Genomic DNA, 19,404 nt, shown 5'->3' with positions numbered 1-19,404 from the left:
TTCGAGGAAAGTCCCGTAGAGAAGCCAGAAGCCGGGAGCTTTTTTCGGGTGATTTTCGAGCTCCTTCGCGAACGGTGACGTTCGCGTCCTTCCGCCCGCGCCGTGCCGACCTGGCTCAAGTACCTGGTGTTTCAATTGCCCGGGTGGATCGCCGCTGCGGGTGTCGCGACGGCGTTGTGGCATTGGGAGATCTTGTCGCGCGAGCTGGCCGGCGCCGGATTTCTCATCTGGTTCTTGAAGGACCTGCTGCTCTATCCGCGGTTGAAGGTCGCCTACGAGGCCGCCCGCGACCACGGCTCGAAAGCTCTCGTCGGCGCGAAGGGGACCGTCGCGACCGATCTCGCGCCCGAGGGCTACGTTCGCGTCCGGGGCGAGCTGTGGCGGGCATGCGCCGAGCGGCCGATCGCGCGCGGCGCCGAGGTGGAGGTCGCCGACGCCCGCGGCATGACGCTCTTCGTCCGCGCCGCGGCCGTACGGCCGCAGGGCGCGCCGGAGCGCCCGAAGGCCTCTTCGCGGAGGCGTCTGCGCCGACGCTTCAGCTTGCTTTATCGGGGTACCCCCGCTACAAAGAAAGGGCACCGAAAATCATCAAGGGAGACGGCCATGGCACAACGGTATGTGGACAGTTTCGGGGCTCGCGGCACGCTCCGCGTCGGCGACCGGACCTATGAGATTTTCCGGCTCGATGCCCTCGAGAAAGCGGGCTTCGAGAACGTGGCCCGTCTGCCGGTTTCGCTCAAGGTGCTGCTGGAAAACCTCCTTCGCCAGGAGGACAACCATCATGTCCATCGCCCCGACATCGAAGCGCTGGCGAGCTGGAGCCCGACCGCGCGCCCGGACAAAGAGATCGCCTTCATGCCGGCGCGCGTCCTGATGCAGGACCTGACCGGCGTGCCGGCCGTCGTCGATCTCGCCGCGATGCGCGAAGCGATGAAGAAGCTCGGCGGCGATCCGAGGAAGATCAATCCGCTCGTGCCCGTCGATCTCGTGATCGACCATTCGGTCCAGGTCGACTACTTCGGAACGCCGGAAGCCTTCCAGAAAAACTCGGAGATCGAGTTCGAGCGCAATGTCGAGCGCTACGCGTTTTTGCGCTGGGGGCAGAAGGCGTTCGCGAACTTCAGGCTGATACCGCCGGACACGGGCATCTGCCATCAGGTCAACCTGGAATACCTGGCGCCGGTGGTGTTCCGGGCGCGCGCCAACGGTACGGTGCTGGCCTATCCGGACACGGTCGTCGGGACGGACTCGCACACGCCGATGATCAACGGGCTCGGCGTGGTGGGCTGGGGCGTGGGCGGCATCGAGGCCGAGGCGGCGCTGCTCGGCCAGCCGATCGTGATGCTGATCCCCGAAGTGATCGGTTTCAAGCTGTACGGCAGGCTGCCTGAAGGGGCGACCGCTACCGACCTGGTTCTGACGGTCGTCCAGATGCTCAGGAAAAAAGGCGTGGTGGAAAAGTTCGTGGAATTCTACGGATCGGGACTGTCGAGCCTGAGCCTGGCCGATCGCGCCACGATCGGCAACATGGCGCCGGAGTACGGCGCAACGATCGGCTACTTCCCCATCGACGACGAAACCCTGCGTTATCTGGAGCTGACGGGGCGGGACCCGGAATTGATCCGGCTGGTGGAGGCCTACGCGAAGGAACAGGGGATGTTCCGCACCGACGCCTCCCCCGAACCGATGTTCACCGACACTCTCGAGCTCGATCTGGGGTCGGTCGTGCCCAGCCTCGCCGGGCCGCGCCGGCCGCAGGACCGCGTGCCCCTGGCGGAAGCGAAGAAGTCCTTCGCCGAGGCGCTTCCGACGCTGATCAGGAGCGGGGGCGCCGACAAGTCGGTGCCGGTACAGATGGACGGCGAGCGTTTCGAGCTCAAGCACGGCTCGGTGGTGATCGCCGCGATCACGAGCTGCACCAACACCTCGAACCCCTCGGTGCTCATCGGGGCGGGGTTGCTGGCGAAGAAGGCCGTGGAGAAGGGGCTCAGACAAAAGCCCTGGGTGAAGACCAGCCTCGCTCCCGGATCGAAGGTCGTAACCGAGTATCTGAAGGAAAGCGGGCTGCTCCCCTATCTGGAGCGGCTGGGGTTCTACCTGGTTGGTTACGGCTGCACCACCTGCATCGGCAACAGCGGGCCGCTGCCCGAGCCGGTCGCCCGGGCGATCCAGGAAGGCGATCTGGTCGCCGTCGCCGTGCTGTCGGGAAACCGCAACTTCGAGGGACGGATTCACGCGAGCGTGCGCGCCAATTATCTGGCGTCGCCGCCGCTGGTGGTGGCGTATGCGCTGGCCGGAAGCCTCGACGTCGATCTCTACCACGACCCGCTGGGGCGCGACGCCCAGGGCAAGGAGGTCTTCCTGCGGGATATCTGGCCGTCGCCGCAGGAGATCCAGGAGGTGATGCGGAAGTCTCTCAGAGCCGAGATGTTCAGGAAGGAGTACGGCCGGGCGACCGAGGGCGACGAGCGCTGGCAAAAAATGCCGGTGCCGGAAGGGGAGCTGTTCGCCTGGGACGATCAATCCACCTACGTCCGGCTGGCGCCTTATTTCGAAGGGATCTCGAGGACTCCCGCGCCGCCGCGCGACATCATCGGGGCGCGTATCCTGGCGCTGCTCGGGGACTCGGTCACGACCGATCATATCTCGCCGGCCGGAGCGATCGAGAAAAACGGTCCGGCGGCGCGTTACCTGATCAGCCACGACGTGTTGCCGAAGGACTTCAACCAGTACGGCGCCCGCCGCGGCAACCACGAGGTGATGGTCCGCGGCACGTTCGCCAATATCCGGCTCAGGAACATGCTGGCGCCCGGGACGGAGGGGGGAGTGACGCTGCACCTTCCCGACAAAAAGCAGATGTCGATCTACGACGCGGCGATGCAATACCAGAAAGAAGGCGTTCCATTGCTGGTCGTCGCCGGAAAAGAGTATGGAACCGGGTCCTCGCGCGACTGGGCGGCCAAGGGGCCGCGCCTGCTCGGCGTCAAGGCCGTGATCGCCGAGAGCTTCGAGCGCATCCACCGCAGCAACCTGATCGGCATGGGGATCCTGCCGCTGCAGTTCCGGCCCGGCGAAAATCTCAAGGCGCTCGGGCTGACCGGCTACGAGACCTTCGACGTCACCGGAGTGGCCGGGGGATTGAAGTTGCGCCAGGAGCTGACGGTTACGGCGAAAAGCGAAAGCGGCGAGACCAGGTCTTTCACCGTAATCTCCCGGATCGACACGCCGGCCGAGCTCGAGTACTACCGCCACGGCGGCATCCTGGAATACGTTCTCCGGCAGCTGCTGCAAAACTGATCCGCGCGGCGCCGTGGCGAGAAAGCCCGGCGGCGGAAAGCCGCCGCAGCTCGCGGCTGAGGGTTTACCCGTGGGTTCCCCCGATTACGTCCGCCATTTCACCGCCAACAACCCCGGCTACATGACGCTGCAGGGGACGAATCAGTACGTCCTCGGCCGCGGCGAGGTCATCGTGATCGACGTCGCGCTCCCGGCGGACTCCAACCTCGACGGCATCATCGAGCAGGCCGAAGCGATGGGGGCGAAGCGCATCGAAAAGATCCTGCTCACGCACATCCACAGCGACCACTGCGGCGGCGCTCTCGCGTTGCGAAAGCGGACCGGAGCGAAGCTCGGCATCCATCGTTCCCGAGCGGGGTATCTGGGAGGGGAAGATTTTCAGTACAACGACGGCGATCGCATCGCGTTCGGCGGCGGCGAGCTGAGAGTCGTGCATACGCCCGGACACGAATCGGGTCACTGTTGCTTCTACGAGACTTCCGAGCGGGTGCTCTTCAGCGGCGATCACATCCTGGGCTACGGCACCAGCGTGATCCGGCCGCCCGACGGCGACATGGCGGACTATCTGCGCTCGCTCGAGCGGCTGCTGGAGATTCCCATCAGCCTGATCCTGCCGGGACACGGGCCGCTGATCGGCAAGCCGGAGGCCAAGATCCGGGAGTACATCGACCACCGGATGATGCGCGAGCGGCAGGTGATCGAGGCGCTGCGAGCGGGGCACGACACGATCGGCGCCATCACGGAGGAGATCTACGTCGAGGTTTCCGGGCCGCTCAAAAACGTGGCCGAGTTTTCCGTCCAGGCTCACCTGATCAAGCTGATCAGCGAAGGCCGCGTCGGCCGGGACGGGGCGCGCTACCGGCTTCTGGAGAACGGCTGAGCGCCGGCCGTGCGAGGTCGAACTCCGGCGGGAACGGCTCCTGGAGGATTTCCAGGTCGCGCAGGGCATCGGCGCTCAACTCGTCCGCTTCGCGCTCCGGCGCGCCGTCGAGCAGGAGGACGATTGCACCCTTGCGGCGAAGGATCGCCGAGCGCCCGCCGCCGGCCGCGGCGCGCTGGGTGTCGGCGTCTCCCGTAAACCACAGCCCGCGCGACTCCTCCAGGGATCGCCGGTAGGCCCGCTCGAAGGCCCGAGCGGCCTCTGCATCCGACCACGCCGTGAACCAGGCGGTGACGGCCTCGGGGCCGTGCCCGTAAACTCGGAGGGTATCACCTCTCCAGCGCGACGCGATTTCGAGAGCCTCGGCAGCCGGGAGCGCGCTTCGGAGCGGCACGCGGAGCAGCGCTTCGCCGATCGTCTGGTCGACCGCAGCGCTTTGCCCCATCCGTCTGGCGAGGCCCGAAGGAACCAGGCGCAGCGGATCCTGCCGCCGGATGAAATACCGCTCGGGGTGCAGCACCTGGGCGGTGGACAGCGGTGGGCGCTCGAACAGCGCGTCGACGCCGCTCCAGCCGCGCGCCGCATAGGCCCAGGAGACAAACCGGGTACCCTCGCGAATCGGAAAGACCAGCTTTGCGCGCAGCAGATCGGGAAGCCGGGCGCCGAGCCGCTCGAGCTCGGCGGCGATTAAACCGGCGTCCCGCAATCGGTCGGCGGTCTCGCCGCGGCCGGCGGCAGCCAGCGCCGTCAGCACGGCGCTGCCGGCGGCTACCGCTCGAAGGGCGAGCTTGCGGTCCTCGAGGAAGATGACGCGGAGACGGTCCTGCCAGCGAAACCGCTGCTCCTGAAGAGCGTGCGCAAGGGCGAGCCCGCGAGGAATCGCCAGGGCGGACCGCACGTCCTCTCCGGCAACCGCCTGGCCGAGCCGGATCGCTTCCGGGGAGAGCAGGAGCACGCCCGCCCCGGGATCGTAGGCTGCGATCTTGCGCAGCCGCTCGAAGTCGCCCAGCGGCCGGGCGAGGTCGCCGCCGCGGGGCAGCAGCCCGATCCGGCGGTACGCGTGAGAGAGCACGGGCGGCGGCACCGGGCCGTATTCCTGCTCGAAAGCGCGCTCGGGCGGCGCGGGAATCGGCGCCCGCGGGGGACCCACGATCTCCCGGCGCAGCGATAGCCCCCTCAGGCGGACGATTCGGTCGCGCAGCTCCGCGATCGCCGCCTCGTCCCGACCGAGCTCTGCGGGAGCGCGCGAGGCGGAGCAGCCGCCGAGCGCAAGCGGGAGGATCGAGCACAAGCACGCGAAAAGGCGGAGAGCCGCCAGCCGAAGCATCGCTCTTCCGCCGGCCTCGGTTCTCACTATTTTTCCATGATCACGACGGGTAGACCGAGCTGCGCCAGGCGGCGCGCTTCCTCCTCGGCGCTCGCGCGGTCGGGGAACGTGCCCATTCGAACGCGATAGTAAACGGCGTCCTTGAGACGGAGAGGAACGACCGCGACGTCGGGGAAGGCAGTCGCCAGCCGGTCCCGGAGCTGCTCGGCGTTTTCCCTGCGGGAGAACGAGCCGAGCTGCAGCGTGTAATCGAGGCTCTGGCGGATCTCCCGGACGCCCTCGGGACCGCCGTCGATAACCTCGATCCGGACCGGGGCGGTTCCCGGGCCGATCATGCCGATGGATCGCGCCGCGGCGTAAGAGAGGTCGATGATTCTGCCCTTGGCGAAAGGGCCGCGGTCGTTGACCGTGACCTCGACCGCCGCGCCGTTGGTCAGGTTCGTGACCATGACGCGGGTTCCGAGCGGCAGGGTCTGATGGGCTGCGGTCAAGTCGTTTTGATCGTAAATCGCCCCGCTTGCAGTGGGCTGTCCATGAAAGCCGGGTCCGTACCACGAGGCGATCCCGGACTGGGTCGGGCGTGCTTCCGGCAGGGAGGGCGCCCGCGACCGCGAGAGAGGAACGGAGCAGGCGGCGAGCACAAGAGCCGGTACGACGGTCGCCGCGCCGAGTCCGGGGCGAAGGGAAAAGAAACTGGATGAGGGCATGAAACGAGCCGGCGACCTCGTCGGCGGGCCGATTATACTGAAACCGCGCGCGCGAAGGAAGACGCGCAGGTGAATTTCTCCCGGTCCGCGCGCCGTGGCGGGCGGTCGTGTCGGCGTGAACAACCGTTTACGTAGAATTTTCTTTGTGCTAGGTTAACCTTGCCGCAAGGAGCACGTGTCATGTCCGGCCATTCCAAGTGGAGCACGATCAAGCACAAGAAGGCTGCCAAGGACGCAAGGAAAGGCAAGCTTTTCACCAAGCTGATCAAGGAGATCACCGTTGCGGCGCGGATGGGCGGGGGAGACATCAGCGCAAATCCGAGGCTCAGGACCGCGGTGATGGCGGCGCGGGCCAACAGCATGCCCAGCGAGAACATCGAGCGCGCCATCAAGAAGGGCACCGGGGAGCTGGAGGGCGTCGCCTACGAGGAAGTGCAGTACGAGGGCTACGGCCCCGGAGGCGTGGCGATCCTGGCTCAGGTTCTCACCGACAACAAGAACCGCACGGTCTCGGAGCTCCGGCGGCTGTTCGCGAAGTACGGGGGCAATCTCGGCGAAACCGGCTGCGTCTCGTGGATGTTCGACAAGAAAGGGGTCATCACGGTCGACAAGGGCCGGGTGGACGAAGAGCAGTTGATGGGGGTCGTCCTCGATGCCGGCGCCGAGGACGTCAAGGAAGAAGAAGGCGTCTTCGAGATCGTCACCGCTCCCGAGGACTTCGAGAAGGTCAAGGAAAGCCTGGAGCGAGCGAAGATCCCGGTGGTCACGGCGCAGGTCACGATGGTGCCCAAAAACGTGGTGACGGTGGACGAGAAGCACGCGGAATCGATTCTCAAGCTCACCGAAGAGCTCGAAGACCACGACGACGTCCAGAGCGTGGCGGCGAATTTCGACATACCCAGCGAATACCTCGAAAAAGCGAGCTGATGAACTTGGCGCCGCGGCGAGTCGCCCGCAACCCCGTTGCCACGGTCATCCTCGGCATCGACCCGGGCTCGATCGTTACCGGGTGGGGCGTGGTGGAAGCCGCGGGGAGCTCCGCCGTTCACGTCGCCCACGGAGTGATCACCTCCGATGGAGCGGTCGGCCCGGCTGCCCGCCTCGGCCGGATCTATCGCGGAATCCAGGAGGTCTTCGAGGCCTATCGACCCGCCGTGGTAAGTCTCGAGCGGGTGTTTTTCGCGCGAAACGCGCAGAGCGCTTTGAAGCTCGGACAGGCGCGCGGCGTGGCGCTGCTGGCCGCGGCGCACCACGGCGCCTCCGTCTACGAATACGCGGCGGCGGAGATCAAGGCGGCGGTGGTCGGATACGGCCGCGCGACGAAAGAGCAGGTGCAGATGATGGTCTGCTCCCTGCTCGGTCTTCGCGGCACGATGGCGGAGGATGCCTCGGACGCGCTCGCCGCCGCCATCTGCCACGCCAACCGCAGCGCGTTTCACAGCCGGCTGCCGGCCGCTGTGGGCCGCCCGGCGCCGTTTTCCCGCCGGCGCAACTCGCCGTTCTAGGGTAGAAAGGAGCGCTCGGAGCTTCGAAACTGCCGTGATCGCGCAAATCAACGGTACCCTGGCGCACAAGATTCCCGGCGAGGTGATCGTCGATGTCGGCGGAGTCGGCTACCAGATTTTCATCCCGCTCAACGTGTTTTACGGGCTTCCCGAGGTGGGCGCGACCGTGCGTTTCTACGTCCACACGCACCTGCGGGAGGACGCGCTCCAGCTGTTCGGCTTCCAGGAGCCGGTCGAGAAGCAGGTGTTTCTGATGCTCAACGAGGTGGCCGGGATCGGGCCGAGGCTCGCGATCAACATCCTGTCGGGGATTCCGGCCGACGAGCTGGTGCGGGCGGTCAGGGAAGGCGATCAGCTGCGGCTGCTCTCGATTCCCGGGGTGGGAAAGAAGCTCGCGGAGCGGATGATCGTCGAGCTGCGCGATCGTTTCGCCACGTTTCTGGCCGAGTCGCCCGCGGCGGGGCAGGCCGCTTCGGGCTCGCGGCTGGCGCAGGACGCGGTGTCGGCGCTGGTCAACCTGGGCTACAAGAAAAGCGAAGTCGAAAAGAACGTGCGGGAAGCGATCGACTCGGGCAGGCAGACGCTGGAAGACGTGATCAAGGAAGTGCTGCGGCGCATGAGCCGCTGAGCGAAAACTTTACGCCGGGACAGGAGCCGTGGAGCCGCGTTCGATCTCGCCGAAGCCGACCGAAGAGGATCTCAATTACGAAGCCAGCCTCCGGCCGCGGGGCTTTGACGAATATATCGGCCAGGACCAGGTCAAGGAGAACCTGAAGGTGGCGATCGCGGCGGCCCGCGCGCGCAACGACGTGCTCGACCATCTCCTGTTCCACGGCCCGCCGGGTCTGGGCAAGACCTCCCTCGCCTACATCATATCGCGGGAGATGGGGGTCAATATCAAGGCGACCTCGGGCCCGGTGATCGAGCGCCCGGGAGACCTGGCCGCCCTGCTCACCAATCTCGATGAAGGCGACATTCTGTTCATCGACGAGATCCACCGCCTCAACCATGTGGTCGAGGAGCTGCTGTATCCCGCGATGGAGGATTACCAGATCGACATCATGATTGGACAGGGGCCGTCCGCCCGCTCGATGAAGCTGCCGCTGAAGCGGTTCACGCTGATCGGCGCCACCACCCGTTCGGGTCTGCTGACCTCGCCCCTGCGGGACCGCTTCGGAGCGATTCTCCGTCTCGACTTCTATTCCCCGGAGGCGCTCACGCAGATTCTCAAACGCTCCGCCGCGATCCTGGGCGTATCCGGCGAGGAAGCCGGAATCGCCGAGATCGCGCGGCGGTCGCGGGGAACGCCTCGCATCGCCAACCGGCTTTTGCGCCGGGTGAGGGACTTCGCGCAGGTCAGGGCGAATGGTACAATCAGCAAGTCGGTGACCGAAGACGCGCTGCGCCTTCTGGAGGTGGACCCGCTGGGGCTCGACAAGATGGACAAGATGCTCCTGCTGGCCGTGATCGAGAAGTTCTCGGGCGGGCCGGTAGGGGTGGAGACGCTGGCCGCCGCGATCGGGGAGGAGAAGGACACGATCGAGGACGTCTACGAGCCCTATCTGATCCAGGCGGGCTTTTTGCAGAGAACCCCGCGCGGCCGCGTGGCGACGTCTCTGGCCTACGACCATTTCGGCAAGCGAAAGGAGGCAAAGGCCGCCGCGAAAAACCAGCCCACGCTCTTCTGAAGCGGGGAGGTCTCCGGTCGAGCCGGCAAGCTCGCCTCTCGTTCGATCGGAGCGGCGGCACCGACGGCAGCTGCTATGGCCGACTTCGGCAAGTTTCTGATCACGATCGGAGTTTTGCTGGTGGTCATCGGCGCCATCCTGTCGCTCGGAGTCAAGATCCCCTGGCTCGGTCATCTTCCCGGGGACATCTACATCGAGCGCGAGCGCTTCAGCTTTTACTTTCCGATCACCACCTGTATCCTGATCAGCGTGGTCTTGACGGTTGTCCTTTATTTCTTGAGAAGGTAGAATTCGTCGAGTTTTCCACCCTTTAGGGGCTGCCATGGAAGTTTCCAATCCGGACGCACCCGTCGCCGAGGCGCTCAAGCTCGAGGAAGCGAAGCGGCGCAAGCGCGAGGGACTGGTGATTCTCGTCACCACCCTGATGGTGCTGGCCTTCGCCTTTTTCGAGGTCCAGATCCCGGAAGCCTCGCCGGAATCCTCCCTCGGCAACAACATCGTCTTCTTCCTCCTCATCAACATCAACATCATCCTGCTCCTGCTGCTGGTTTTTCTCGTCGTCCGCAACCTGGTCAAACTGGTTTTCGAGCGCAAGCGGCGCATCCTGGGCTCGCGCCTGCGCGTGCGGCTGGTGCTCGCCTTCGTCGGCCTTTCGCTCGTTCCTACGCTCCTTTTGTTCGTGATCGCCGGCGGGTTCATCACGCGCTCGCTCGAGCGCTGGTTCGATCTGCAGGTCGAGGGGGCGCTGCAGGGGTCGCTGGAGATCGGCCAGACCTATTATCAGAACTCCGCGAACAACGCGCTTTTCTACGCGCGGCAGCTGAGCCGCCAGATCACCCAACAGGGGCTTTACGAGCCGGAACGGCTATCCGAGCTCAAGGAATTCGTGCGGGCCAAGCAGCGCGAATACAATCTCGGCACGGTGGAGCTTTTCTCCCGGGACCACCGGCAGATGGTCGTCGCTTTCAACGACCAGGTGCCCACGGGCGTGACGATCAAGCCCGAGCCTGAATTTCTCGGGCGGGCCCTGCGCGGTCTGGAGGTGACCCGCACGCAGGCGTTGGGCGAGGGGGACGTGATTCGGGGCGCGGTCCCCTTTTCGGACCGCGAGGGGCGGATCATCGGAGTGGTCGTGGTCGACTACTACGTGCCGAAAAGCATCACCAAGCGGGCTCTGGAGATTTCCCGGTCGTACGAGCAGTACAAGCACCTGGCCTTTCTGAAGACCCCTGTCAAGAACAGCTATATCATGACGCTGCTGTTGATCACGCTCGTCATCATCTTTGTCGCGACGTGGTGCGGGCTGTATCTCGCCAAGGGGATCACGGTGCCGATCCAGAAGGTCGCCGAGGGCACTCACGAAGTGGCGCAGGGGAACTGGGACTATCAGATCGAGGCGCCGGGGGACGACGAGATGGGTATTCTCGTCGACTCGTTCAACCAGATGACCCGGGACCTCCGTCAGGTCAAGACCGAGCTGGAGCGGCGGGGCCGGTTCGTGGAGACGCTGCTCAGCAACATCACCGCCGGCGTGATCTCGGTCGACCGCTCGGGCAAGATCACGGCCTGGAACCGGGGCGCCGAGCGGATGCTCGGGGTCCAGGCCGGGGCGGCCCTGGACAGAGGCTACGAAGAGGTGTTCCGGGAGGAGCCGCTGCGGGTTCTTCAAGAGATCGTGGAGGGCGTGAAGGACCAGGAGGCCGTGGAGCGCGAGATCAAGCTGGCCTCGGCGGACCGGATCTTGACTCTGATGGTGACCGCCGCCACGCTGAAAGACGATGAAAGCCGGAGCCTGGGAGTGATGATCTTCCTCGAGGACATCACGCAAATCCAGAAGGTCCAGCGCATGGAGGCCTGGCGCGAGGTCGCGCGCCGCATCGCCCACGAGATAAAGAATCCTCTCACCCCGATCCAGCTGTCCGCCGAGCGGCTGCGGAAGCGCTACGCCCGGCTTCTCGAAGGCAACGGAGCGGTGCTGGACAAGTGCACGTCGACGATCATTCAACAGGTGGACGAGCTCAAGCGGCTGGTCAACGAGTTTTCCCAGTTCGCGCGGCTGCCGGCAGCCCGGCTGGCGCGGCACGACCTGAACGAGACCGTCCAGGAAGCGCTCTTTTTGTTCAAGGAGGCTCACCACCGCATCCGGTTTCATTTCAACCGCGGGACGATTCCGCTGCTGGAGCTGGACCGGGAACAGATCAAGCGCCTGCTGCTGAACCTCCTCGACAATGCCGTGGCCGCGGTCGGCGACGACGGCGAGATCCGCATCACCACCGAGCACGACCAGGCGCGCGGCGTGGTCTCGCTGGAGGTGGCCGACAACGGCTGCGGCCTCACGCCGGAGATCCGGGAGAGGATCTTCGAGCCGTACTTTTCCACCAAGAAGCAGGGCACCGGCCTCGGGTTGACTATCGTGAACCAGATCGTGGAGGACCACCGGGCCCACATCCGGGTGCGGCCGAACGAGCCCCGCGGCACGACCTTCACCGTCGAGTTCCCGGTGCGCGGGCAGGAGGACGTGCTGGAGGCGGGGCGCAAGGCGGCACATTCGTAGGAGAGGTAGGATGGGCGAAGCGGCGGAACCGAAAACGATCCTCGTCGTCGACGACGAGGACAATGTCCGCGAATCGGTGCGGGAAGTGTTGAGCGACGAGGGCTATCGCGTGGTCGATACCGCGGACGGGGCCCACGTGCTCGACCTGATCCGGCGGGAAAAGCCCGGGCTGGTCCTGCTCGACATCTGGATGCCGCAGATCGACGGCATCGGCTTGCTCCAGGAGATCAAGAGCAAGGAACCCGCGACCAACGTCGTGATGATCTCGGGACACGGCAACATTCACACCGCCGTGACCGCGACCAAATACGGAGCCTTCGATTTCATCGAGAAGCCGCTGTCGCTCGACGGTCTGTTGCTCACCGTACGCCGAGCCCTCGGCGAGCTGCCCTCGGGGGCGGCCGTGAAAGGCAGGGCTCCGGCTCGCCCGAAGCCGAAAGGGACGCGGCGAGCGGCGACGGCCGCGGAACGCGCCGCGGCGCCCCGGCAAAGGACGCTCCGGAAGAACGTCGTCATCTCCGGCCAGGGGCTCCATTCCGGCATCAAGACCGGGCTGATCCTGCATCCGCTGCCGCCGAACTCGGGCATTCTCTTCACGGACTTTTCCAGCGATGTCACGATACCGGCACACCTCGACTATGTCGCCTCGACGGGGTACGCCACCTCGCTTCGTTCCAAGGGGGTGGCGATCGCCACCATCGAGCACTTCCTGGCGGCGTTGCACAGCTACCGTATCACCAACCTGCTGGTCAAGGTTCAGGGGGAGGTTCCGATCCTGGACGGATCGGCCCTGGAGTTCTGCGACCTGATCGAAGAAGCGGGCATCGAGGAGCAGCCCGAGCCCGCGCCGGAAATCATCGTCGACCGCTCTTTTCGCGTGGGCGAGGAAGGCGGAGAGACGATCAGCATCGAGCCGGCCGAGGTTCTGTCGGTGACCTACACGCTCAGGTATCCCGCGCCGGTGGGCGTCCAGGAGCACACCTACACCTTCGCGGGTCCCGAGTCGTTCAAGCGGGAGATCGCGCCCGCGCGCACGTTCGGCTTTCTCAGGGATATCGAGAAACTCCAGCAGATGGGGTTGGTGAACGGCGGCAAGCTCAACAACTGCATTCTCATCGGCGACGACCGGATCCTCAACACGGACCTGCGCTTTGCCGACGAGCTGGCCCGCCACAAGATTCTGGACATTCTCGGGGACTTCTATCTGTTGGGACGACCCATCCGCGGCAGGATCAAGGCGTGCATGACGGGGCACGCCGACAACATCGGCCTGCTGAGGGAGATCCGGGCTGGGATGGGCCTTTGACCTCCGTAGCGCGCGCGTAACGTTTCTGGTTTTTTGAGCGCTTCCATGGATTCGCAGTCGCCTTTCCCCAGGCTTTTCACCGTGGACGAAGCCAACGCGCTCCTGCCGACGCTGCGCCCCATCATCGAGCGCATCCTGGAGACGATCCGGCGTTTGAGGGCGAAGAGCGAAACGGTGATCCGCGAGGAGTCCATCGACCCGGAATCGCCCAACCTGATGAGCCGCCTGCGCGAAAACCAGGAGATCGCGGCGATCATCGGGCAGGTCAAGGGATACGTGGACGAGATTCACAGTTACGGCTGCCTGTGCAAAGGCGTGGAGCAGGGCCTGCTGGATTTTCCCTGCATGCTGGGAACCGACGTGGTCTTTCTCTGCTGGCAGTACGGCGAGCCGAGCATCGCGTACTGGCACCGGATCGAGGACGGGTTTGCCGGGCGGCGCCCCCTGCTCGATCCGGAGGAAGCGGGGTCGGGAGGGAAGACCTCTTTTCACTGAGTCGCGGGACCCGGTGAAGACCGGCGGCCGGAGACGGAACACCCGGAAGCGCGACCCCCTCCTTGCAGCGACGGCCTGTTCAACGGGAGCCAAGCGACCTGAACGGAGCCCGGCGCTTGAGCGGTTTGAACGTGTCGAACAGGAGCGAAGTCCGCCGCGCCGCGGATTGCTGATGGCTTTCGCCGGAATCGAACAAGAACGAGAACTCTCCCGGCGCGTCAAGGAAGCCGCCTACCGCCTGGGGTTCGATCTCGTCGGAATCTCTCCGGCCGTTCCGCCCCCTCACGAGGAGTTCTTCGCTCAGTGGCTGAGAAAAGGGCTCGGCGGGGAGCTGGACTATCTCGAACGCACGGAAGAGCTGCGGCGCGACCCGCGCAAGGTGGCGCCTTGGGCCGTGTCGCTCATCTCCGTCGGCATGAACTACTACACGCCGCATCCGAGGCCGGATCCTCCGGCGCGGGGCACCGGCTGGATCTCGCGTTACGCTTGGGGCGACGACTATCACGAGCTGATGCAGCAGCGCCTGGCGGAGCTGCTGGACCGGATCGGCGAGCTTCGGCCCGGCGTTCGGGGCAAGGCGTTCGTCGATTCGGGGCCCGTGCTGGAGCGTGACGTGGCGGGAAGGGCGGGCATCGGCTGGATCGGCAAGAACACGCATCTGATCTCGCCGCGCCGCGGCTCGTGGTTTTTCCTGGGCGAGCTGCTCGTCGATCTCCCGCTCGCCTACGACCGGCCGATTGCCGACCGGTGCGGACGCTGCAACCTCTGTCTTCGGGCCTGCCCCACCGCCGCCTTCGTCGGCCCTTACGTGCTCGACGCGCGCCGCTGCATCTCTTATCTGACGATCGAGCTCAAAGGCTGGATGCCCCGGCACCTCCGGCCGCTGGTCGGTAACCACGTCTTCGGCTGCGACATCTGCCAGGAGGTCTGTCCGTACAACGTGAAGGCCCGTTCCTCGCGGGAAGGGGCTTACGAGCCCCGCCCGGGCCTTCATGCGCCCGATCTGGTTTCGCTGCTTTCGCTGACCGAGGAAGAGTTTCGCCAGCGTTTCCGCGGCAGCCCGATAAGGCGGGCCAAGCGCCGCGGGCTGCTGCGCAACGTCGCGGTGGCGCTCGGCAACTCGAAAGATCCTGGAGCAGTTCCCGCGCTGTGCCGCGCGCTCGCGGACCAGGAGCCGCTCGTCCGAGGGCACGCCGCCTGGGCCCTGGGGCGGATCGGCACAGCGGAGGCGCTGGCCGCCTTGCGCGGGCGGCTGGAGCAGGAAAGCGACCCGGCGGTGAGGGACGAGATCGAATCGGCGGTCGGCGAAGCCGTGGCAGGGGATTCGCGCCCCTCCGCGACCGGCTGAAGCCGCCTTCATTCCTCTTTCTTGCCGGCCCGTTCCATGGCCGCTCGAAGCGGCTCTTCCAGGCGCCTGGGGATCCGCGCGACGCGACCCCCCGCATCGACGCAAGCGTGAGTCGTCGAGCCGGTCGCCAGCAGGGACCCGTCCTGCTTGCGCGAGATCCGATAGGCGAAGGTCAGGCTCGCGCGTCCCACGGCCGCCAGCTCGGTCTCGATCAGCACGAGGTCATCGTAGCGGGCCGATCGGTGGTAGCGGCAGGTGACCTCGGTCACCGGGAAATGACAGCCGCTCGCCTCGATGCCCGCGTACGGCAGGCCCGCCGCGCGCAGAAACTCGGAACGGCCGCGCTCGAACCAGCGGAGGTAGTTCGCATAATAGACCACTCCCATCTGATCGGTGTCGCCGTAAATGACGCGGTAGGAGCAGACGTGCTTCATCGATCGGGCGGGGCTCCGCACAGAACCTGCGGTTTCCCGGTCCGGAAGATCGATCCCGGATTCGCGGAAATCTACTGGGTTTCAGGACGTTGCGCAACGACCGCGTCGGCGCGAAAACGAAAAGGCCCGACTCTCGCGAGCCGGGCCTTTTCCTGCCCAGGGGACGGGTCTCGGCCTACCATTTGCCGACCACCGGGATGTCTCCGGACGAACCGAAGCCGGAGATGCAGAGATCGAGGCTGCAACCGTCCCATACCCCGTTGCCGTTTCGATCCAGAAGCCATTCGCCGGTGGAGGGGCGGAAGACGCCGATCCTGGCGATGCCGGTGCCGTTCCAGTCACCGGTCACCGGAATGTCGCCCGGCGAGCCGAAGGACGAGATGCAGGTGTCCTTGCCGCAACCGTTCCAGGTCCGGTTCTCGTTGCGATCGAGGAACCACTGGCCGGTGGCGGGCCGGTAAAAGCCGAGCTGGGTCTTGCCCGAGCCGAGCCAGTCTCCCGCGACGGGCAGGTCGCCGGCCGCATAGGAGCTGAACCGCGAGCAGGCATCGCTGGTGCAACCGTCCAGGATCCCGTTGCCGTTCAGGTCCAGGTACCAGCGTTCGCGCGAGGGCCGGAAAATCCCGATCGCATCCCGCCGCGTCGCGCTCCACTTTCCGACCACGGGAAGGTCGGTCGGGCCGCCGAAGGAGTTGATGCAGGTATCCACGCCGCACCCGTCCCAGATGCCGTTGCCGTTGGTGTCGAGGCGCCACCACGAAGCAGTGGTCAGGGACGAGGTGGTCGTGCTGTCGGACAATCCGGATAAATCGGTCAAGAACAATCCGACTCGAGTTACTCCGGATCCGTCCCAGTCCCCGACCACGGGAACGGCTCCCTTGACGTTGAACGACGACAGACAGGTATCCACGCCGCACCCGTCCCAGACGCCGTTGCCGTTGGTATCGAGGAACCATTCGCCAGTGGCGGGGCGGTACAGGCCGATCTTGTCGGTCCGGTCGTCCGCGAAGTTGGCCGTAACGGTAGTGTTCGCGGTCAGCGTGATGGTGCAGTCCGCGGTTCCGGTGCAACCCCCTCCGCTCCAGCCGGCGAAGACGAAGCCCGTCGCGGCGCTGGCGCGCAGCGTGACGGCGCTGCCCGAGACGAAGGCGTAGGAGCAGCTGCCGCCGCAATCGATCCCCGCAGGGGTGCTGGTCACGGTGCCGCTGCCGTTCCTGGCGACGGAGAGCGTGACCGTGTTCAGCGCGAAATTCGCCGTGCAGCTCTTGTTCCCGTTGAGCGTGACCGATCCGTCGGCGCAGTCGGCGTCGCCGGTCCAGCCGGTGAACTTGGAATTCGATCCCGCGACCGGCGTGAGCACCACGACGGTGCCGGACGTGTAGCTCTCGGTGCAGTCCGCGCCGCAGTCGATGCCCGCGGGGCTGCTGACCACGCGGCCGCTGGAAGAGCCCGCGGAGGTGACTTGATTAACGACACTTGCGGTCAAGGTGTAAGAAGCGACGACGGCATTGAAGACGGCCGTACAGGCGATGTCGGCGTTGGCCGTGACCACGCCGTCGCTGCAATCGGCGGCGCCGCTCCAGCCGGCGAAAACCGACCCCGCCGAAGCGACGGGCGTCAACGTGACGGTCGTGCCGCTCGTGTAGGCTTCCGAGCAATCCGAACCGCAGGCGATTCCCGCCGGAGAACTGGTCACGGTGCCGCTGCCCGTGCCCGAGCGGCTCACGCTCACCACGAAAGTTGCGGCCACGGTGGTGGCGCAGCTCTCGTTGGAGTAACCGGAAGTTCCGGCGGAGTTGTAGGCGCGAACTCTGTAGCAGTAGGTGGTGCTGTTGGGTAAGTTGGAATCGGTGTAGGATGTGACGTCAGCGCCGACGCTCGCGATCTGCGTGTAGGTGCTGCCGCTGCCGGGTCGCCGCTCGATATAGAATCCGCTTTCGTCGGTCGAGTTGTCGCTCCAGGTCAGTCGCAGCTGCGCCGCGCTCGCAGCGCCGGCCGCTCCGAGGATTGTCAGCGCGAGAAATCCGAGAGTCCATAGGATTGTCCGTTTCATTGCACACTCCCGAGGAACCCGGTCTTCGGCCGATACCCGGCACGGTTCCTCGAAGAGTGTGCTCGGTCCGGCAGCCCTGCTGCCTTATCCCGTTTGTGCTCGGGACTTAGGCCAGTGGCTTTGCGTCCCACGCTTTCGCGTGGTTTGCCCTTGACGGATTGCGAACGTTTAGAGTTCTAGCTCCTCCGTGGTCGACGTTGTTTGTGTCTGCTTGTGGAGAGATCGAAGTCCGCGGTGATCGATCTTTCGCCTGGCGGAAATTGCAACCGATGTGCCAGCAAGCTCTCTATCGCGGCGGCGACTCGCGCCGTGCGCGGAGATTTCGCGCGCCGCGAACAATAATGTTCGCGGTCGACAACGAGCGAATGCGTTCCGCGCGTGCTCGCGGCAGAGGCCGAAAAAAACGCTTAGGAATCGAGCGCGGTTTTTCGCAGGCCTCGACTCGACGGCGCGCGCCGAACGCAACGGATGGGCGGCAGCCGCGGCGCCCTGAAGCGGGTTCGCCGGCGCCGGAAGGCCGGACCGGCGAACATTATTGTTCGCGCCGCACAACGACTAGACGGGGACTCCGGCCGCCGGGAGTGGGGCGCGGGAGTTCGAAGGTTCGAGGGAAAGGACGCTGCGCCCCAGTTCCAAACGTTCGAGCCGTTCAACCGCTCTGCTCTGTTTCGAGCCGTTGCGTTGCGGGGAGCGCCGGAAAACGTAAAAAGCAGGGGGCTGGGTTCGGGACTGCCTGTCGCGTGTTAACGCTATTTACAGCCCGAGGGGCTCGTGACAGAGGCGTACGAGAGGCAGGAATCGGAAGGTGCAGCAGCGGGCGTCGTGGTCACCGGCCGACGGAGGGCCGCCGGGGTCATCCATGGGGGTCAGCGGTTTCGAGGCCGGTCGGAGGGCTTTTCGGGCTGCAGTTTCGGGGCCGAGAGCATTTCCTTTTTCAACTCCGCGCGGACGTGCTCGAGCCGCTTCTGGAACCACGATCCCGTTGCGGGTTTGAAGACGCGCTGGACGAGACGCTCACCGTCATAAAATCCGCCGTTTACGGGGCTTTGTTCGAAGATGCGCCGCCAGTCCATGTGATCTCTCCTCCTCGATCGCGTCACGCAGGACGGGCGATAGCAGGCCGCAGCGTGCACGTAAAAAAGCGTTATGTTCCGCCGGGAGACGTCCGCGACGACGGCGACAGTCGAGTATCCTGGGCCATACCAGAGGGCTGCGTGCAGTGTCAACAGGATATCTATTGTCTCTGGCGCTCAATTGTCGATCCGCCCTCTTGAGTTTATTAACCGGTGCCTTACTCTGAAGCCAGGAGGTGACCCTATGGCACGAGATCTCAGAGCTTCGGTCGTGGAGAACATCAATCAGCTCAAGAAGGCAATATCGAAGAAGTCTTCCGAAGTAGCCCATCTGGAGAAAGAGCTCCGACGCTATGAGAGCATCCTCGCTTTGTTGGCAGGTAAAGATATTGCGAAAGAGCGCAACGGCAAAGCTCGCAGATCCGGCAGGACCAGCTTGCTCGCAATGTTGGCCCAACTGCCGGAAACCTTTACGAGCAAAGATTTCGTCAAAGTGGGTGTGCGGACCAACCGCCCACCGCTCTATCTTCGCCAGGTGCTGTCGCGCTGGGCCAGGGAGGGCAAGATCAAGAGACTGCAGCGCGGCAAGTACCAGAAGCTGAAAAAAGCCGCCGCTCAGCGTGCAGCCGCCTGAACGGCTACGACTCATCCCCGCCGCGCGAAAGCTGCGCGTCTGAGATCCCGCTCGCCCGGAGGTCCACGGGCGAGCGTCCTCCTTCGAAGCGAAATTCAGTTTG

General features: G+C 65.3%; 17 protein-coding genes and 1 riboswitch. Of the genes, 12 read left to right on the top strand and 5 right to left on the bottom strand.

What is annotated here, in order from left to right; genetic code table 11:
• Nucleotides 1-102 precede the first annotated feature (102 nt).
• Both acnA and VNN77_09610 read left to right on the top strand, forming a co-directional pair.
• Complete coding sequence (gene acnA / locus VNN77_09615) at nt 103-3,297, top strand: aconitate hydratase AcnA (GenBank protein ID HXG51647.1); 3,195 nt, start codon at nt 103-105, stop codon at nt 3,295-3,297.
• Between the two features lie 70 nt (nt 3,298-3,367).
• The gene (locus tag VNN77_09610) at nt 3,368-4,177 is read left to right on the top strand and encodes an MBL fold metallo-hydrolase (GenBank protein ID HXG51646.1); all 810 of its coding nucleotides are present in this window, start codon (nt 3,368-3,370) and stop codon (nt 4,175-4,177) included.
• Here VNN77_09610 and VNN77_09605 read toward each other — a convergent pair.
• Nucleotides 4,119-5,504: a hypothetical protein gene (locus VNN77_09605; protein ID HXG51645.1), complete on the bottom strand. Its 1,386-nt coding sequence runs from the start codon at nt 5,502-5,504 to the stop codon at nt 4,119-4,121. The genes VNN77_09610 and VNN77_09605 overlap by 59 nt on opposite strands.
• A 26-nt stretch (nt 5,505-5,530) precedes the next feature.
• Nucleotides 5,531-6,211, bottom strand: a complete 681-nt coding sequence (locus VNN77_09600; protein ID HXG51644.1) for a septal ring lytic transglycosylase RlpA family protein — start codon at nt 6,209-6,211, stop codon at nt 5,531-5,533.
• A 180-nt stretch (nt 6,212-6,391) separates the two neighbouring features.
• Here VNN77_09600 and VNN77_09595 point away from each other — a divergent pair, with 180 nt between their 5' ends.
• The 9 genes from VNN77_09595 (at nt 6,392) to queG (ending at nt 15,107) form a co-directional block, all read left to right on the top strand.
• Nucleotides 6,392-7,138, top strand: a complete 747-nt coding sequence (locus VNN77_09595) for a YebC/PmpR family DNA-binding transcriptional regulator (GenBank protein HXG51643.1) — start codon at nt 6,392-6,394, stop codon at nt 7,136-7,138.
• Nucleotides 7,138-7,716: a crossover junction endodeoxyribonuclease RuvC gene (gene ruvC / locus VNN77_09590; GenBank protein HXG51642.1), complete on the top strand. Its 579-nt coding sequence runs from the start codon at nt 7,138-7,140 to the stop codon at nt 7,714-7,716. Before VNN77_09595 ends, ruvC begins: the two co-directional genes overlap by 1 nt.
• 34 nt (nt 7,717-7,750) lie before the next feature.
• Nucleotides 7,751-8,344 carry a Holliday junction branch migration protein RuvA gene (gene ruvA / locus VNN77_09585; protein ID HXG51641.1) on the top strand — a complete coding sequence of 198 codons (594 nt, stop codon included), beginning with the start codon at nt 7,751-7,753 and terminating at the stop codon, nt 8,342-8,344.
• Between the two features lie 28 nt (nt 8,345-8,372).
• Nucleotides 8,373-9,404 carry a Holliday junction branch migration DNA helicase RuvB gene (gene ruvB, locus VNN77_09580; GenBank protein ID HXG51640.1) on the top strand — a complete coding sequence of 344 codons (1,032 nt, stop codon included), beginning with the start codon at nt 8,373-8,375 and terminating at the stop codon, nt 9,402-9,404.
• Nucleotides 9,405-9,479: 75 nt separating this feature from the next.
• Nucleotides 9,480-9,692: a DUF2905 domain-containing protein gene (locus tag VNN77_09575; GenBank protein ID HXG51639.1), complete on the top strand. Its 213-nt coding sequence runs from the start codon at nt 9,480-9,482 to the stop codon at nt 9,690-9,692.
• 34 nt (nt 9,693-9,726) lie between these two features.
• On the top strand, nt 9,727-11,958 hold the full coding sequence (locus tag VNN77_09570; protein ID HXG51638.1) for an ATP-binding protein: 2,232 nt from the start codon (nt 9,727-9,729) through the stop codon (nt 11,956-11,958).
• Between the two features lie 10 nt (nt 11,959-11,968).
• Nucleotides 11,969-13,264: a UDP-3-O-acyl-N-acetylglucosamine deacetylase gene (gene lpxC / locus VNN77_09565; protein HXG51637.1), complete on the top strand. Its 1,296-nt coding sequence runs from the start codon at nt 11,969-11,971 to the stop codon at nt 13,262-13,264.
• A 45-nt stretch (nt 13,265-13,309) separates the two neighbouring features.
• Nucleotides 13,310-13,759: a DUF2203 domain-containing protein gene (locus tag VNN77_09560; protein ID HXG51636.1), complete on the top strand. Its 450-nt coding sequence runs from the start codon at nt 13,310-13,312 to the stop codon at nt 13,757-13,759.
• A 172-nt stretch (nt 13,760-13,931) separates the two neighbouring features.
• Nucleotides 13,932-15,107 carry a tRNA epoxyqueuosine(34) reductase QueG gene (queG, locus tag VNN77_09555; GenBank protein ID HXG51635.1) on the top strand — a complete coding sequence of 392 codons (1,176 nt, stop codon included), beginning with the start codon at nt 13,932-13,934 and terminating at the stop codon, nt 15,105-15,107.
• 8 nt (nt 15,108-15,115) lie between these two features.
• Here queG and VNN77_09550 read toward each other — a convergent pair whose 3' ends face one another.
• The 3 genes from VNN77_09550 to VNN77_09540 form a co-directional block, all read right to left on the bottom strand.
• Nucleotides 15,116-15,541 (bottom strand): thioesterase family protein, encoded by a 426-nt coding sequence (locus VNN77_09550; protein ID HXG51634.1) that lies wholly within the window; start codon nt 15,539-15,541, stop codon nt 15,116-15,118.
• 175 nt (nt 15,542-15,716) lie between these two features.
• Nucleotides 15,717-17,594 carry an InlB B-repeat-containing protein gene (locus VNN77_09545; protein ID HXG51633.1) on the bottom strand — a complete coding sequence of 626 codons (1,878 nt, stop codon included), beginning with the start codon at nt 17,592-17,594 and terminating at the stop codon, nt 15,717-15,719.
• 66 nt (nt 17,595-17,660) lie between these two features.
• Nucleotides 17,661-17,753, bottom strand: a riboswitch (cyclic di-GMP riboswitch).
• Between the two features lie 707 nt (nt 17,754-18,460).
• The gene (locus VNN77_09540; protein HXG51632.1) at nt 18,461-18,667 is read right to left on the bottom strand and encodes a hypothetical protein; all 207 of its coding nucleotides are present in this window, start codon (nt 18,665-18,667) and stop codon (nt 18,461-18,463) included.
• A gap of 244 nt (nt 18,668-18,911) precedes the next feature.
• Between VNN77_09540 and VNN77_09535 the strand changes: the two genes are divergently transcribed.
• Nucleotides 18,912-19,301, top strand: a complete 390-nt coding sequence (locus tag VNN77_09535) for a hypothetical protein (GenBank protein HXG51631.1) — start codon at nt 18,912-18,914, stop codon at nt 19,299-19,301.
• The last annotated feature ends 103 nt before the right edge of the window (nt 19,302-19,404 follow it).

The organism is Candidatus Zixiibacteriota bacterium (assembly GCA_035574315.1).
Classification (GTDB): Bacteria; Desulfobacterota; Binatia; order UBA9968; family UBA9968; genus DATLYW01.
The sequence above is the reverse complement of the archived record's forward strand: the minus strand, read 5'-3'. Positions and strand labels throughout refer to the sequence as shown.

Bases quoted from the DNA above. Each gene is read 5' to 3' on its own strand.
- VNN77_09540 (HXG51632.1), bottom strand. From the start codon at position 18,667: ATGGACTGGCGGCGCATCTTCGAACAAAGCCCCGTAAACGGCGGATTT.
- queG (HXG51635.1), top strand. From the start codon at position 13,932: ATGGCTTTCGCCGGAATCGAACAAGAACGAGAACTCTCCCGGCGCGTC.
- VNN77_09595 (HXG51643.1), top strand. From the start codon at position 6,392: ATGTCCGGCCATTCCAAGTGGAGCACGATCAAGCACAAGAAGGCTGCC.
- VNN77_09545 (HXG51633.1), bottom strand. From the start codon at position 17,594: ATGAAACGGACAATCCTATGGACTCTCGGATTTCTCGCGCTGACAATC.
- VNN77_09575 (HXG51639.1), top strand. From the start codon at position 9,480: ATGGCCGACTTCGGCAAGTTTCTGATCACGATCGGAGTTTTGCTGGTG.
- VNN77_09535 (HXG51631.1), top strand. From the start codon at position 18,912: ATGGCACGAGATCTCAGAGCTTCGGTCGTGGAGAACATCAATCAGCTC.
- VNN77_09600 (HXG51644.1), bottom strand. From the start codon at position 6,211: ATGCCCTCATCCAGTTTCTTTTCCCTTCGCCCCGGACTCGGCGCGGCG.
- lpxC (HXG51637.1), top strand. From the start codon at position 11,969: ATGGGCGAAGCGGCGGAACCGAAAACGATCCTCGTCGTCGACGACGAG.
- VNN77_09570 (HXG51638.1), top strand. From the start codon at position 9,727: ATGGAAGTTTCCAATCCGGACGCACCCGTCGCCGAGGCGCTCAAGCTC.
- VNN77_09560 (HXG51636.1), top strand. From the start codon at position 13,310: ATGGATTCGCAGTCGCCTTTCCCCAGGCTTTTCACCGTGGACGAAGCC.
- VNN77_09605 (HXG51645.1), bottom strand. From the start codon at position 5,504: ATGCTTCGGCTGGCGGCTCTCCGCCTTTTCGCGTGCTTGTGCTCGATC.
- VNN77_09550 (HXG51634.1), bottom strand. From the start codon at position 15,541: ATGAAGCACGTCTGCTCCTACCGCGTCATTTACGGCGACACCGATCAG.
- ruvC (HXG51642.1), top strand. From the start codon at position 7,138: ATGAACTTGGCGCCGCGGCGAGTCGCCCGCAACCCCGTTGCCACGGTC.